A 12,200-nucleotide genomic window follows, 5' to 3' on the forward strand; every position below is an offset into this window, starting at 1 on the left:
GTTTTTCAGGAGCTGAACATGTCCACCGAAACCCTGTTGAAAACCCCATTGCACGCCCTGCACCTCGAGCTGGGTGCACGCATGGTGCCCTTCGCCGGCTACGACATGCCGGTGCAATACCCACTGGGCGTGATGAAGGAGCACCTGCACACTCGTGAACAGGCCGGGCTGTTCGACGTGTCCCACATGGGCCAGATCCGCCTGACCGGCGCCAATGCCGCCAAGGCCCTGGAAACCCTGGTACCGGTCGACATCATCGACCTGCCGGTCGGCATGCAGCGCTACGCCATGTTCACCAATGACCAGGGCGGCATCCTCGACGACCTGATGGTGGCAAACCTGGGTAACGACGAACTGTTCCTGGTAGTCAACGCGGCCTGCAAGGACCAGGACCTGGCGCACCTGCGCCAGCATATCGGCGAGCAGTGCCGCATCGAGCCGCTGTTTGAAGAGCGTGCGCTGCTGGCCCTGCAAGGCCCGGCCGCAGTGAAGGTACTGGCGCGCCTGGCACCGGAAGTCACCCGGATGACCTTCATGCAATTCGCGCCGGTGCGCCTGCTGGGCGTGGATTGCTACGTCAGCCGCTCGGGCTACACCGGTGAAGACGGTTTTGAAATCTCCGTGCCTGCCGCCAGCGCCGAAAGCCTGGCGCGCAGCCTGCTGGCCGAGGACGAAGTGCAGGCCATCGGCCTGGGCGCCCGTGACTCGCTGCGCCTGGAAGCCGGCCTGTGCCTGTACGGCCACGACATGAACACCGAGACCACCCCGATCGAAGCCAGCCTCCTGTGGGCTATCTCCAAGGCCCGTCGTGCCGACGGTGCGCGTGCCGGTGGCTTCCCGGGTGCCGATCGCATCTTCACCCAGCAGCAAACCGGTGTAAGCCGCAAGCGCGTAGGCCTGCTGCCCCAGGAGCGCACGCCTGTGCGTGAAGGCGCAGAGATCGTCGATGCCCACGGCAGCGTGATCGGCAGCGTGTGCAGCGGTGGCTTTGGCCCGAGCCTGGGTGGCCCACTGGCCATGGGTTACCTGGACAGCGCATTCACCGCACTGGACACCGAAGTCTCTGCGTTGGTGCGTGGGAAAAAAGTGCCACTTCGTGTAAGCAAACTGCCATTTGTGCCGCAACGTTACTATCGTGGCTGATTGACTGTTCCTATAAGTAACGCGGTTGCGTTAACGTGCACTAATCTGTAACGCAACCGCCATAAAACAGTGCAGCAACGATAGGCATTATTATAAGATTTAACCTATAACAAGTGACCCATTCTATCGAATAAGTCGGTTTCACATTATTCAACGAAGTGTCATGCGACCGAGCAAAATCCGGGCTTTTGCCAGGGCTTGTTTTTTCTCCATTAGTTGGCGTAGAGTTTGCCCACTGTGTTTGCATGGGTCGCTTGGAACCTGGACCTGGGCAGTAGCTGAAGTAGTTGTGCTACAACCCGTTCGACGTCTCTTACTTTCCTGCAACCCAGCCCAGTACTCTTTCATGTGAAAGGGGCTGTCATTAATTTTTAGCGTCAAGGAAATAAGAAAATGGCTGATCGTCAGAGCGGTACCGTCAAGTGGTTTAACGACGAGAAAGGGTTTGGTTTTATCACTCCAGAAAGCGGTCCGGATCTGTTCGTGCATTTCCGCGCTATTCAAGGCAACGGCTTCAAAAGCCTGAAGGAAGGCCAGAAGGTCACCTTCGTTGCAGTTCAAGGCCAGAAAGGCATGCAGGCTGACGAAGTACAAGCAGAAGGTTGATCCTTCCTGCGACAAAAAGCCCCTGACATGACATCAGGGGCTTTTTTATGGGCGCTATTCCGTAAAATGATTTTTTTCCTCTGAGAGCCCTGCCATGTCCAAACCCTTGCTGAGTCCCCAAGGCGAGTTCCCCGCCGTTGGCCTGGGCCGTCGCCTGGCAGCGATGTTCTATGACTTCCTGTTGTGCACCGCGCTGCTGATCGTCACCGCGTTTATCTACAAGCTGGTGTGGATCGCATTCGTGGGCGAAGCCAGGATGCGCACCCTCACCGAATCCGGCGCACTGGACGGTGACCCGCTGCTGTCGACGATTCTGTTCTTTGTGCTGTTTGGTTTCTTTGCCAAGTTCTGGACCCATTCCGGGCAAACCCTGGGCATGCAGGTCTGGGGCGTGCGCGTGCAAAACGCCGACGGCTCGCGGATCAGCCTGTGGCAGGCGCTGTTGCGCTTTGTGGTGTCGATTGCGTCGTGGTTATGCGTGGGGCTGGGGTTTGTCTGGTCGTTGTTCGACAAGCACAAACGCAGCTGGCATGACATCTACTCGGATACGCAGTTGGTGCGCATCCCGAAGCAAAAGAAATAACCCGCTGCCTGAACGAAATCAAAATGTGGGAGGGAGCTTGCCCCCTCCCACATTTTCAACCGAGCTCGCCTCGGTTCAGGCATTACCCGCCAGCTTGAGGCGCGCCGCCTGGGTGAAATCCAGCATGCGCTTGAGCGGTCGCACGGCGTGCGGAATCACCGACGGCTCGACGAATATCTCATTACTGCCCTCACGCAGGCACTGCAGCGTACGCTCCAGCGTATTCATCGCCATCCACGGGCAGTGCGCGCAGCTGCGGCACGCAGCGCCGTTACCGGCCGTGGGCGCTTCGACGAAGACCTTGTCCGGGCACAGCTGCTGCATCTTGTAGAAGATGCCGCGGTCGGTCGCCACGATGAAGGTCTTGTTCGGCAGCCGCTGTGCCGCCGCAATCAACTGGCTGGTGGAGCCCACCGCGTCGGCCAGTTCGATTACCGAGGTCGGCGATTCCGGGTGCACCAGGATCGCTGCGTCCGGGTACAGCGCCTTCATGTCTTCCAACTGCTTGGACTTGAACTCCTCGTGGACGATGCATGCACCGTCCCACAGCAGCATGTCGGCACCGGTCTGGCGTTGGATGTAGGTACCGAGGTGCTTGTCCGGGCCCCAGATGATGGTCTCGCCGTTGTCCATCAGGCTTTCGACGATTTCCAGCGCGCAGCTGGAGGTCACCACCCAATCGGCCCGGGCCTTGACCGCCGCCGAAGTGTTGGCATACACCACCACGGTGCGCTCGGGATGTTGGTCGCAGAACGCCGAAAACTCATCCACCGGACACCCCAGGTCCAGGGAGCACGTGGCTTCCAGGGTCGGCATGAGGATGCGTTTTTCGGGGGTGAGGATTTTGGCGGTCTCGCCCATGAAACGTACACCGGCGACCAGTACGGTCTTGGCCGGGTGGGCGGCGCCGAAGCGGGCCATTTCCAGGGAGTCGGAGACACAGCCGCCGGTTTCTTCGGCCAGGGCCTGGATCACCGGATCGCAATAGAAGTGGGCAACCAGCACCGCGTCCTGAGCCTTGAGCTCGGCAGCGATGGCGGCACGCAGGCTCGCCTCTTCCTCGGCGCTGAGGGCCTTGGGCTGCTTGGCGTCGAGGTGGGCTTGAACCAGTAGGCGTTCGGAAATGTGCGTCATGTTCGCAAGACCTGCAGGCGCAGTAGCGCGAAAGTCGAGTGTACCACCGGCTCTGGAGCCCTTCGGGCGCCGCCGGACGAAGTGATTGTGTTCATCAAGCACGGGTAAAGGTGAAGCTGCGCAAGGCTACAGAATATCCAATGGTTTCAAAAGCCTAATCTGGCTTTGACGCGTGTGCCCGTCGATTAAAAAACCGCAATGGTACCTTGGGTCCCCCCCGCCTTCAGAAATCACCTCAAGCACATAGCCGTCAGCGGGCAGAGTTCATGCAGCAAGTTCGTTCAGACCGTTTTGGAAAGAGGCTCAAACTGGCATTGGTACCGGGCGTCCTTGAGGTTGCTTTCGAACTGCTCAAGACCGTCGTAGATGTTTTGCAGCCCTTCGATCTGGGCTTTCAGCTCGAGCTTTTTATCGGCAATGGCCTGGCTGGCCAAATCCCACGGCAGCTCCAGGCCCCGGTGGTCCTGAAGAATCGCCTGCATTTCCTTAAGCTTGAAACCCAGCTGCTGAGCACACTTGATGAACGTCAACAGCTCAACGCATTGCTGGTTATAGACCCGATACTTACCCTCGCGCACGGGCGGCGGCAGCAAGCCAATGTCTTCATAGTGGCGGATCGTCTTGACGGTAGTGCCCGATAGCTGGGCGGCTTTGCCGATATACATGAAAAGTCCTTTTTTGGCACAAGAGTGGGGAGAGCACTTTGGCGCGCCGCATCTTCACACATGTCTACGGGGTCGGAAACTCGAAGGTGGCAAAAGGCAGTGTAATTGGCAGGGATAAAGCCGGCATCGCCTGCTGCAAGGCGATGCCGGGCAATGGGGGTGTCAGCGACCAGCGATAGCCTGGGCTTGCTTGAGCCAGGCTTCGCGCAGGGAGTCGCCGGAACCGAGGATCGGCCCGAACGTGAGGGTCTTCAATGGTTTGATGCCGCAGAACTCCAGGGTAGTCTTGCGCATCTGGTGCAGGCCCGGCATGCAGTAGACCCACTTGTAGTACCACGGCGGGGTATCCATCGTGACCAGCAGGTGAGCCGTGCGCCCCTTCAAAAGCTTGTCGGGAAAGGCTTTGCCTTCGCGGTACTTGAAGGCAAATCCGGGAAGGAATATCCGATCGAAGAAGCCTTTCATCAGGGCCGGAATTCCGCCCCACCAGATGGGATAGATAAACGCCAGGTGCTCAGCCCAGGTGATATCGGCCTGGGCCTTGAGCAGATCGGGCTCCAGCAACTGAACCTGTTTGTAACCATCGTGCAGCACTGGATCAAACCGCAGAGCATCCAGGCGTAACAGACGCACATCGTGCCCGGCCTCTGTGGCCGCCTTCACATAGGTGTCGGTCAATGCCCCACAGAAACTGTCGGTTGAGGGGTGTCCCAGAATCACCAGTACTCGCTTGCTCATCATCACTTCATCCTGAAAAGTCGAGCGGGCAGGATAGGGTGTGCCCGTAACAGGAGAGTCAACAGGGAGGTTTGCCAAATGCTGGTATAGCTTGGGTGCATTGCGCACCGGCAGGTAAGCACCAAATCGCAGGCAAAAAAAAACCCGGAAATCCTCACTTGCGTGGGCCTTCCGGATTTTCTAAACCGCCAAAAATGGTGGGTCGTGTGGGATTCGAACCTACGACCAATTGGTTAAAAGCCAACTGCTCTACCAACTGAGCTAACGACCCGCTGTGTGGTGGCGCGTATAATACTGATTTCTAAGGATTATTCAACACCTTATTTGAAATAAATCAGAAATAACGCGTCGGGTCCGTAATTCCGGCCATTTGGAAGCCCTCTGCACGCAGTCGGCAGCTGTCGCATTTCCCACAGGCACGGCCGTCATCGTCTGCCTGATAGCAGGAAACTGTCAGCGCGTAATCGACACCAAGTCCTACGCCAGCCTTCACGATAGCGGCCTTGCTCAGATTTTGCAGCGGTGCCTGGATCCGGAAACCCTGCCCTTCTACCCCGGCTTTTGTCGCCAAATTGGCCATACGCTCGAACGACTCGACGTATTCGGGGCGGCAGTCCGGGTAGCCGTTGTAATCAAGGGCATTAACCCCGATGAAGATGTCCCGGGCATTCAGAACCTCCGCCCAGCCCAGCGCCAGGGACAGGAACACCGTGTTGCGTGCCGGTACGTAGGTAACCGGGATGCCTTGGGTGGAGCTCTCAGGGACGTCGATAGTGCTGTCGGTCAAGGCCGAGCCACCCATGCCGTCGAGGTTCAGGCCAATCACCTTGTGTTCGACCACGCCCAGGTCTCGGGCCACACGGGCGGCTGCCTCCAGTTCGGCACGGTGGCGCTGACCGTAGTCGAAGCTCATGGTGTAACAGCTGTAGCCTTCGGCGCGAACCATGGCCACTAACGTTGCGGAGTCGAGGCCACCGGACAGCAGGATGACCGCGCGCTTTTGATCAGTCATCTCAGCGCCCCGGTTCGTCGTTCCACAGGTATTTATGCAGCTGCAATTGCAGGCGTACGGGCAGGTTATCGGCAACCACCCAGTCGGCCAGATCGCGCGCGTTCAGGTCGTGGTGGCTGGGAGAGAACAACACCTCACCGGCACGGCGATCAAGGCCGTACTGGATCAGCTTGGAGTTGGCCCAGTCATAGTCTTCACGGGAACAAATCACAAACTTGACCTGATCGTTGGGCGTCAGCAGTTCGATGTTCTCGTAGCGGTTGCGGTGCGCTTCCTTGGAGCCTGGCGTCTTGAGGTCAACCACTCGGCTGACACGCGGGTCTACCGCGGAAATATCCAGGGCCCCGCTGGTTTCCAGGGAGACCTCGTAACCGGCATCACACAGCTGCTTGAGCAAGGGGATGGCGTTGGGCTGGGCCAGGGGCTCGCCACCCGTTACACAGACGTAGCGGGGCCGGTAGCCGGCAACCTGTTCCAGGATGTCTTCGAGGGTGCGCACGGTGCCGCCACTGAAGGCGTAGGCGCTGTCACAGTATTGGCAACGCAAGGGGCAACCGGTCAGGCGCACAAAAACCGTGGGCAAGCCAGCGGTTCGCGTTTCACCCTGTAACGAGTAAAAAACTTCGGTGATGCGTAATGTGTCTTGCATAGTCGCCACGGGCGTAACAGCTAAACAGGCTGTCCGCCTCCGTCAGGCACTTCAAAGAACCCCGCCAACGCGTAGGCCCCAGGAAGCGTGTGTCATAAAAGGGCGTGGATTCTAACGAAAAAACCCGCGCCAGGCGCGGGTTTCTTCTAAACGGCTGCATCGCTTACAAGCGTTGCAGATCCCGTTGGGCCAACTGTGCAGCGGAGGTACCCGGATATTGGGCTACGACCTGCTGCAGAATGCCTTTGACCTTGTCGGTATGACCCAGGCGGCGTTCTACGTCAGCGAGTTTATACAGCGAGTCGGGCACCTTGGCGTGCTTGGGGTACAGTTGACTGACCTTGGCAAATGCCTGGCCCGCCCCCTGCAGATCACCCTTTGCCAGATTCACCTCGCCCAACCAGTATTGGGCATTGCCCGCGTACTGGCTGTTTGGGTAGCGGCCCAGGAAGGCGGTAAAGGCTTTGCTGGCCTTATCGAAATCCTTGGCCTTGATCAGGTCGAAGGCTGCATCGTAATACAGCTTTTCCTTCGCCGGATCACCCGGTTCACTGCTGGCGGCAGGGGCTTGGCTCGCAGCGGCGGCCCCTGCTGCTGCACCACCGATAGCCGCGCTGGGCGCGCCACCGGCAGAAGAATTATCAGGAGTAGCGGCAGGTGTAACACCGGCTCCTATACGTCGATCAAGATCCTGGTAACGCTCCAGGCCTTCCTGCTTCAGCTGACGCACCTCATTTTGCAGAACTTCAATGGTGCCTTGTTGCTGCGCCAATTGATCCTGCATGCGTTGCAGCTGGTTGAACAGTTCGCCCTGTGCCGAGGGAGCGGACGTAGCCGCCCCCCCAGCATAGGCGCCGTTCGTGCCATAACCCGCTGGCGGATAGCTGCTCCCGCTATTGTTATAGCCAGAGTTGCTGTCTTCCACAGGAACCGCAGCCCACACCGCAAGCGGGGCGAGGCTGAGAGCCAATACAGTTAGAGCACGACGGCACGTTCGCATGACGAATTACTTACGCAGTTCGACGCGACGGTTTTGAGCCCAGGACTGCTCGTCGTGGCCAGTAGCAACTGGACGCTCTTTACCGTAGGAAACCAGTTCCAGTTGGCCTGGAGCAACACCTTGCAGTACCAGGTAGCGCTGAACGGCTTTCGCACGACGCTCGCCCAGTGCCATGTTGTACTCACGAGTACCACGTTCGTCAGTGTTACCTTCCAGAACAACGCGAGCGCCGTTAGCTTTCAGGTCCTTCGCGTGAACGTCCAGAGCGCGCATGGCTTCTGGCTTCAGGTCCGAACTGTCGTATTCGAAGTAGAAAGTGGTGATAGCGCGCAGAGCAGCTTCTTCGCTCAGGGAGCCGTCAACTGCACCAGTGTTAGCGCCGTAACCAGCGTTTGGATCAACAGCTGCGCCTTCACCGGCATTGTCGCCGCCTTTAGACGAGCAACCAACGGCTACGGACAGAGCCAGAGCCAGAGCAGCAAACTTACCAAACTTCAGCATTTCCATCGTGAAACTCCTAATGAACCCCAGTGTGTTAAGTACTTCTTTTTGTAGCGCCGCGTCAGTTCAGGTAAGGGGACCAGGACGGTTCTCTGACTTCGCCTTGTGCGGTAGGAAGCGGGAGCCTTACGCGTCCATTAATGGACACGAGCATCAAGACTCCCCGGCCCTGCTGGCGGGTGGCGTAGATTACCATGGTGCCGTTGGGCGCAACAGTAGCTGACTCATCAAGGTTGGTATCTGTGAGGATTTTTACCGTTCCACGCTGCAAATCCTGGGCCGCAACCCGGAAATTAGTGAAACCATCCTGACGGTGAATCATCACCAACGTCTTTTCATCAGCCGAAAGCTTAGGATTGGCGTTGTAGTTACCGATAAAGGTCACGCGTTCCGCACCCCCGCCGCCAACGCTGGTCTTGTAGATCTGTGGCTTACCGCCGCGGTCCGAGGTGAAGTAGATGGTCGAACCATCCTTACCCCAGAACGGTTCGGTGTTGATACCAGGACCGCTGGTCACGCGGCTGATCTGGCGCGAAGCCATGTTCATCACATAGATGTCCGGGTTGCCGTCCTTGGACAGTACGAATGCCAGGCGCGAACCATCCGGCGACCAGGCCGGTGCACCGTTGAGGCCTTCGAAGTTGGTGATCTGCTCACGACGGCCAGTATCGATGTGCTGGACGAAGATACGCGGACGCTTCTGTTCGAAAGACACGTAGGCAATACGCTTGCCGTCCGGCGCGAAGCGCGGCGACAGGATTGGCTCACGGGATTGCAGCAAGGTCACTGCCCGCGCACCGTCGTAGTCCGAACGCTGCAGGGTGTAGCGAGTGTTGTCTACGGAGAAACGCTCGGCCGTTACATAAAGCAGGCGTGTCGAGAACGCGCCCTTGATACCGGTGAGCTTTTCAAACGACTGGTCCGAGATGTAGTGGGCCATGTCGCGCAGTTGTTCGGCGGTACCCGATACGCTGCCGGTCAGGACCTGCTGCTCGGTGGCCACGTTGAACAAGGTGTACTGGATCTGCAGGCGACCGCCGGCCGGCGTGATGCTGCCGACCATCAGGTACTGCGCGCCCACCGCTTTCCAATCACGGAATATGACTTCGCTGGCCTGGGTCGGCTGGCTGATCATGTTGCCTTTCGGAATCGGTGCGTAGTAACCGGAGTTGCGCAGGTCGTCGCTGACGATCTGGGCCATGTCGTCCGGCAGCACGCTGCCGCCCTGCCAGCCAAACGGCACTACCGCGATCGGGGTAGCCCGATCGCTGCCGCTGGTGACCAGGATGTTCTTTTCATCCGCCGCCGCTATCCCTGCCATACAGCAAATAACGACAAGCATTCCTCGAAGAAGGTTTCTCACAAGGCTAGATCCTCAGGTGTGAATGTCATCTTGAATGAACGATAGGGAGCGAAGTCGCTTGGTTTCATTCCCTGCATCTCGGTCAACCGGCCAATATTCTTGACCGCGGCAACCGCCGAACTGTCGAACGAACCGTCACCACTGGACTTGGCCACGCTGACCGAAGTCACCGTACCGTCCGGCAACATGCCGATCTGCAGCACTACTGTCATGCCTTTGCGTGCCGAAGGTGGACGTGTCCAGCCTTCTGCTGCCCGCGCCCGAATCAGGTCGTCGAAACTGCCCGCGACTTCATCACCACGTTCATCGGCCAAGGCTTGCTGACGCTGCGGCGTGTCGGAGAGCAAATCTGCCAAGGCCTGGGCCTTTTTCTCTTCGGCGGATTTACGCGCTGCTTCCTGGGCCTTTTTCTTGGTGGCATCGGCGGCAGCTTTCTTCTTCGCGTCGTCGGCGATTTTCTTCTTCGCCTCGTCTGCTTCAGCTTTTTTCTTGGCGTCTTCGGCGGCTTTCTTCTTCGCGTCTTCGACTATTTTCTTCTTGGCGTCTTCAGCGGCCTTTTTCTTGGCCTCTTCTTCGGCAGCCTTCTTGGCTTCTTCTTCAGATTTCTTCTTGGCTATATCAGCCAATTGTTTCTCTTCAGCTTTTTTAGCTTCGGCAGCTTTTTCGGCTTTCTTGGCTTCATCAGCCTTTTTCGCCTCGTCGGCCTTCTTGGCTTCGTCAGCCTTTTTCGATTCCTCGGCCTTTTGAGCCGCCTCTTCTTTCTTTTGTTCCGCAGCAGCCTTCACCGCTTCCTGCTCGACCTTCTTCTGTTCCATCTGTTCGACTTCAGTCTGGCGCGCAGCCGACTTCTGGGCCTCACCCGCAATCTTCTGATTGGTCTGGGTGGTGGCCTGGCTTTTCGATTTCAGCTGATACAGGGTCGCCTGCACGATCGGCTTGGCTGGCGGCAGGTCCGGGGTCATGGCAAAGCTGACGAACAGCATGCCAAAGACCAGGACGTGCAGGGCAATTGCCCAGACGCTAGGCCAGAAGAAGCTTTCCGAGGCGGACGGCTCTCGCTGTTGGTGCATCAGGGCGCCTCGGTAATCAAGCCAACGTTACCGACGCCGGCCTTCTGCAGCCCGCCCATGGCGCCCATGACGGAGCCGTAGTCGACCGACTTGTCGCCGCGGATGAACACCTGGGTGTGCTTGCCGCCTTCGTTGCCGGAGCGAATGATCTTGGTCACCGCATCGGTCATCGCCGGCAGGGTCAAGGCCTTGTCCTGCTGTTTCTGCGTGTCGACTTCGCTGCCAAGGTTCCAGTAATAGGTCTTGTCAGCCTTGATCGAAATGGTCAGGACCTGAGTGTTGTTGTCCTGCGGCAAGGCTTCACTGGAAACCTTGGGCAGATCAACCTTCACGCCCTGGTTGAGCATCGGCGCGGTCACCATGAAGATCACCAGCAGCACCAGCATCACGTCGATGTAGGGCACTACGTTCATCTCGGCGACCGGCTTGCGCTTTTTGCGAGCTCGAGCGATTAAAGCCATTGGGAATTACCTGCTTATTCTTCGCTGGTGTGCACTTTACGGTGCAGGATCGCCTGGAATTCATCGGCGAAGGTGTAGTAACGGCCGATCAACGTTTCGCTGGTGGCGGCAAAGCGGTTGTAGGCAATTACTGCGGGGATAGCGGCGAACAGGCCGATCGCGGTGGCGATCAGGGCTTCGGCAATACCCGGGGCCACGGTGGCCAGGGTCGCTTGCTGGGCCTGGGCCAGGCCGCGGAACGAGTTCATGATCCCCCACACGGTACCGAACAGGCCGATGTACGGGCTGACGGAACCGACGGTAGCGAGGAACGGCAGGCTCTGCTCCAGTTTCTCTTCTTCACGGGAAATGGCGACGCGCATGGCACGGGCCACGCCTTCCATGACCGCTTCCGGATCGACACCGGGCTGCTGGCGCAGGCGCGAGAATTCCTTGAAGCCGGCGCGGAAGATCTGCTCGACGCCCGAATCCGGGTCCGGGTTGCTGCCGGCCTGGCGGTACAGCTTGGACAGGTCGATACCCGACCAGAAGCGCTCTTCAAAGCTCTCCAGGGCACGTCGACCGGCGCGCAGCAGGTTGCTGCGCTGAAAAATCATGACCCAAGAGGTAACCGATGCGGCTACCAGGGTCAGCATCACCAGTTGAACCACGACACTGGCATTGCTGACCAGGCTCCACATGGAGGAATGGTCGACGACGGTAGGTTCCACGCTAAATCTCCTGCTTTGATTGTTTACCCGCGCCGCTCACGGCGGCAAAGGCCGCACGTAGAGTTTCGGGAATGGCCCGAGGTTTCAAACTGTTGGTGCGCACACACGCCACCAGGAACTGCCCCTCACAGAGCAGCGTTGCATCCGTTGCCCGCCTGACCTGCTGCTTGAAACGCAGGCTGGCACGGTTCAATTCGATTACTTCAGCGCTGACCAGCAGCTCGTCGTCCAGTCGCGCCGGTGCGTGGTAACGCGCCTCGCTGGAATGCACGACGAATAACAGGTCCTCCCCTTCCAGCTGGGATTGGGCAAAGCCCAGCTCCCGTAGCCGCTCGGTACGAGCCCGCTCCATGAACTTGAGATAATTGACGTAATACACGATGCCGCCGGCATCGGTGTCCTCGTAATAAACGCGACAGCGATGTGCGAACGACTGATCCCCGTTTTGCGCGCGCATACTCTAGTGCTTACTCCTCAGGTTGCCAATCCGCTGGGGCAACTGTTTTTTCATTCTCGAAAAACATATCCAGTGACTGAATGACGACGCCAGCCACTAGGACAGCAC

Annotated in this window: 15 protein-coding genes and 1 tRNA gene; 3 read left to right on the forward strand and 13 right to left on the reverse strand. The window is 58.5% G+C overall.

Annotated features, from left to right (window positions below):
• Positions 1-18 precede the first annotated feature (18 nt).
• The 3 genes from gcvT to AC07OT_RS08370 all read left to right on the forward strand — a co-directional run bounded on the left by gcvT (position 19) and on the right by AC07OT_RS08370 (position 2,332).
• Positions 19-1,143, forward strand: coding sequence for a glycine cleavage system aminomethyltransferase GcvT (gene gcvT, locus AC07OT_RS08360; RefSeq protein WP_495107876.1), 1,125 nt, complete (start codon positions 19-21; stop codon positions 1,141-1,143).
• Between the two features lie 393 nt (positions 1,144-1,536).
• Entirely contained in the window at positions 1,537-1,749 is a 213-nt protein-coding gene (locus AC07OT_RS08365; RefSeq protein WP_014339904.1) for a cold-shock protein, read from the forward strand.
• 94 nt (positions 1,750-1,843) lie between these two features.
• Positions 1,844-2,332: an RDD family protein gene (locus tag AC07OT_RS08370; RefSeq protein WP_065925902.1), complete on the forward strand. Its 489-nt coding sequence runs from the start codon at positions 1,844-1,846 to the stop codon at positions 2,330-2,332.
• 75 nt (positions 2,333-2,407) lie between these two features.
• On the opposite strand, the gene nadA is transcribed toward AC07OT_RS08370, so the two are convergent.
• From nadA to ybgC, 13 genes are all read right to left on the reverse strand, one after another.
• Positions 2,408-3,466: a quinolinate synthase NadA gene (gene nadA / locus AC07OT_RS08375; protein WP_027605549.1), complete on the reverse strand. Its 1,059-nt coding sequence runs from the start codon at positions 3,464-3,466 to the stop codon at positions 2,408-2,410.
• 281 nt (positions 3,467-3,747) lie between these two features.
• On the reverse strand, positions 3,748-4,131 hold the full coding sequence (locus AC07OT_RS08380) for a MerR family transcriptional regulator (RefSeq protein ID WP_495107877.1): 384 nt from the start codon (positions 4,129-4,131) through the stop codon (positions 3,748-3,750).
• A 162-nt stretch (positions 4,132-4,293) separates the two neighbouring features.
• Positions 4,294-4,872, reverse strand: coding sequence for an NAD(P)H-dependent oxidoreductase (locus tag AC07OT_RS08385; RefSeq protein WP_495107878.1), 579 nt, complete (start codon positions 4,870-4,872; stop codon positions 4,294-4,296).
• Positions 4,873-5,064: 192 nt separating this feature from the next.
• A tRNA-Lys gene (locus tag AC07OT_RS08390) sits at positions 5,065-5,140 on the reverse strand.
• A gap of 63 nt (positions 5,141-5,203) precedes the next feature.
• On the reverse strand, positions 5,204-5,881 hold the full coding sequence (queC, locus tag AC07OT_RS08395) for a 7-cyano-7-deazaguanine synthase QueC (RefSeq protein WP_115487173.1): 678 nt from the start codon (positions 5,879-5,881) through the stop codon (positions 5,204-5,206).
• A 1-nt stretch (position 5,882) separates the two neighbouring features.
• The gene (gene queE / locus AC07OT_RS08400; protein WP_495107879.1) at positions 5,883-6,530 is read right to left on the reverse strand and encodes a 7-carboxy-7-deazaguanine synthase QueE; all 648 of its coding nucleotides are present in this window, start codon (positions 6,528-6,530) and stop codon (positions 5,883-5,885) included.
• A gap of 163 nt (positions 6,531-6,693) precedes the next feature.
• Positions 6,694-7,530 carry a tol-pal system protein YbgF gene (gene ybgF / locus AC07OT_RS08405; RefSeq protein WP_027605544.1) on the reverse strand — a complete coding sequence of 279 codons (837 nt, stop codon included), beginning with the start codon at positions 7,528-7,530 and terminating at the stop codon, positions 6,694-6,696.
• A 6-nt stretch (positions 7,531-7,536) separates the two neighbouring features.
• Positions 7,537-8,037: a peptidoglycan-associated lipoprotein Pal gene (gene pal / locus AC07OT_RS08410; RefSeq protein ID WP_003209827.1), complete on the reverse strand. Its 501-nt coding sequence runs from the start codon at positions 8,035-8,037 to the stop codon at positions 7,537-7,539.
• Positions 8,038-8,092: 55 nt separating this feature from the next.
• Complete coding sequence (gene tolB / locus AC07OT_RS08415; protein ID WP_043293513.1) at positions 8,093-9,373, reverse strand: Tol-Pal system beta propeller repeat protein TolB; 1,281 nt, start codon at positions 9,371-9,373, stop codon at positions 8,093-8,095.
• 17 nt (positions 9,374-9,390) lie between these two features.
• The gene (gene tolA / locus AC07OT_RS08420; protein ID WP_053135848.1) at positions 9,391-10,464 is read right to left on the reverse strand and encodes a cell envelope integrity protein TolA; all 1,074 of its coding nucleotides are present in this window, start codon (positions 10,462-10,464) and stop codon (positions 9,391-9,393) included.
• Positions 10,464-10,916, reverse strand: a complete 453-nt coding sequence (gene tolR, locus AC07OT_RS08425; RefSeq protein ID WP_161793227.1) for a protein TolR — start codon at positions 10,914-10,916, stop codon at positions 10,464-10,466. Before tolR ends, tolA begins: the two co-directional genes overlap by 1 nt.
• A gap of 23 nt (positions 10,917-10,939) precedes the next feature.
• On the reverse strand, positions 10,940-11,635 hold the full coding sequence (gene tolQ / locus AC07OT_RS08430) for a protein TolQ (RefSeq protein ID WP_015885609.1): 696 nt from the start codon (positions 11,633-11,635) through the stop codon (positions 10,940-10,942).
• 1 nt (position 11,636) lies between these two features.
• Positions 11,637-12,092, reverse strand: a complete 456-nt coding sequence (gene ybgC, locus AC07OT_RS08435; protein WP_495107880.1) for a tol-pal system-associated acyl-CoA thioesterase — start codon at positions 12,090-12,092, stop codon at positions 11,637-11,639.
• Between the last annotated feature and the right edge of the window lie 108 nt (positions 12,093-12,200).

The sequence above is a fragment of the Pseudomonas sp. GW821-FHT09C10 genome, from assembly GCF_059418085.1.

Coding starts and splice junctions, on each gene's coding strand:
- gcvT (WP_495107876.1), top strand. CDS start 19: ATGTCCACCGAAACCCTGTTGAAAACCCCATTGCACGCCCTGCACCTC.
- AC07OT_RS08365 (WP_014339904.1), top strand. CDS start 1,537: ATGGCTGATCGTCAGAGCGGTACCGTCAAGTGGTTTAACGACGAGAAA.
- AC07OT_RS08370 (WP_065925902.1), top strand. CDS start 1,844: ATGTCCAAACCCTTGCTGAGTCCCCAAGGCGAGTTCCCCGCCGTTGGC.
- nadA (WP_027605549.1), bottom strand. CDS start 3,466: ATGACGCACATTTCCGAACGCCTACTGGTTCAAGCCCACCTCGACGCC.
- AC07OT_RS08380 (WP_495107877.1), bottom strand. CDS start 4,131: ATGTATATCGGCAAAGCCGCCCAGCTATCGGGCACTACCGTCAAGACG.
- AC07OT_RS08385 (WP_495107878.1), bottom strand. CDS start 4,872: ATGATGAGCAAGCGAGTACTGGTGATTCTGGGACACCCCTCAACCGAC.
- queC (WP_115487173.1), bottom strand. CDS start 5,881: ATGACTGATCAAAAGCGCGCGGTCATCCTGCTGTCCGGTGGCCTCGAC.
- queE (WP_495107879.1), bottom strand. CDS start 6,530: ATGCAAGACACATTACGCATCACCGAAGTTTTTTACTCGTTACAGGGT.
- ybgF (WP_027605544.1), bottom strand. CDS start 7,530: ATGCGAACGTGCCGTCGTGCTCTAACTGTATTGGCTCTCAGCCTCGCC.
- pal (WP_003209827.1), bottom strand. CDS start 8,037: ATGGAAATGCTGAAGTTTGGTAAGTTTGCTGCTCTGGCTCTGGCTCTG.
- tolB (WP_043293513.1), bottom strand. CDS start 9,373: ATGCTTGTCGTTATTTGCTGTATGGCAGGGATAGCGGCGGCGGATGAA.
- tolA (WP_053135848.1), bottom strand. CDS start 10,464: ATGCACCAACAGCGAGAGCCGTCCGCCTCGGAAAGCTTCTTCTGGCCT.
- ybgC (WP_495107880.1), bottom strand. CDS start 12,092: ATGCGCGCGCAAAACGGGGATCAGTCGTTCGCACATCGCTGTCGCGTT.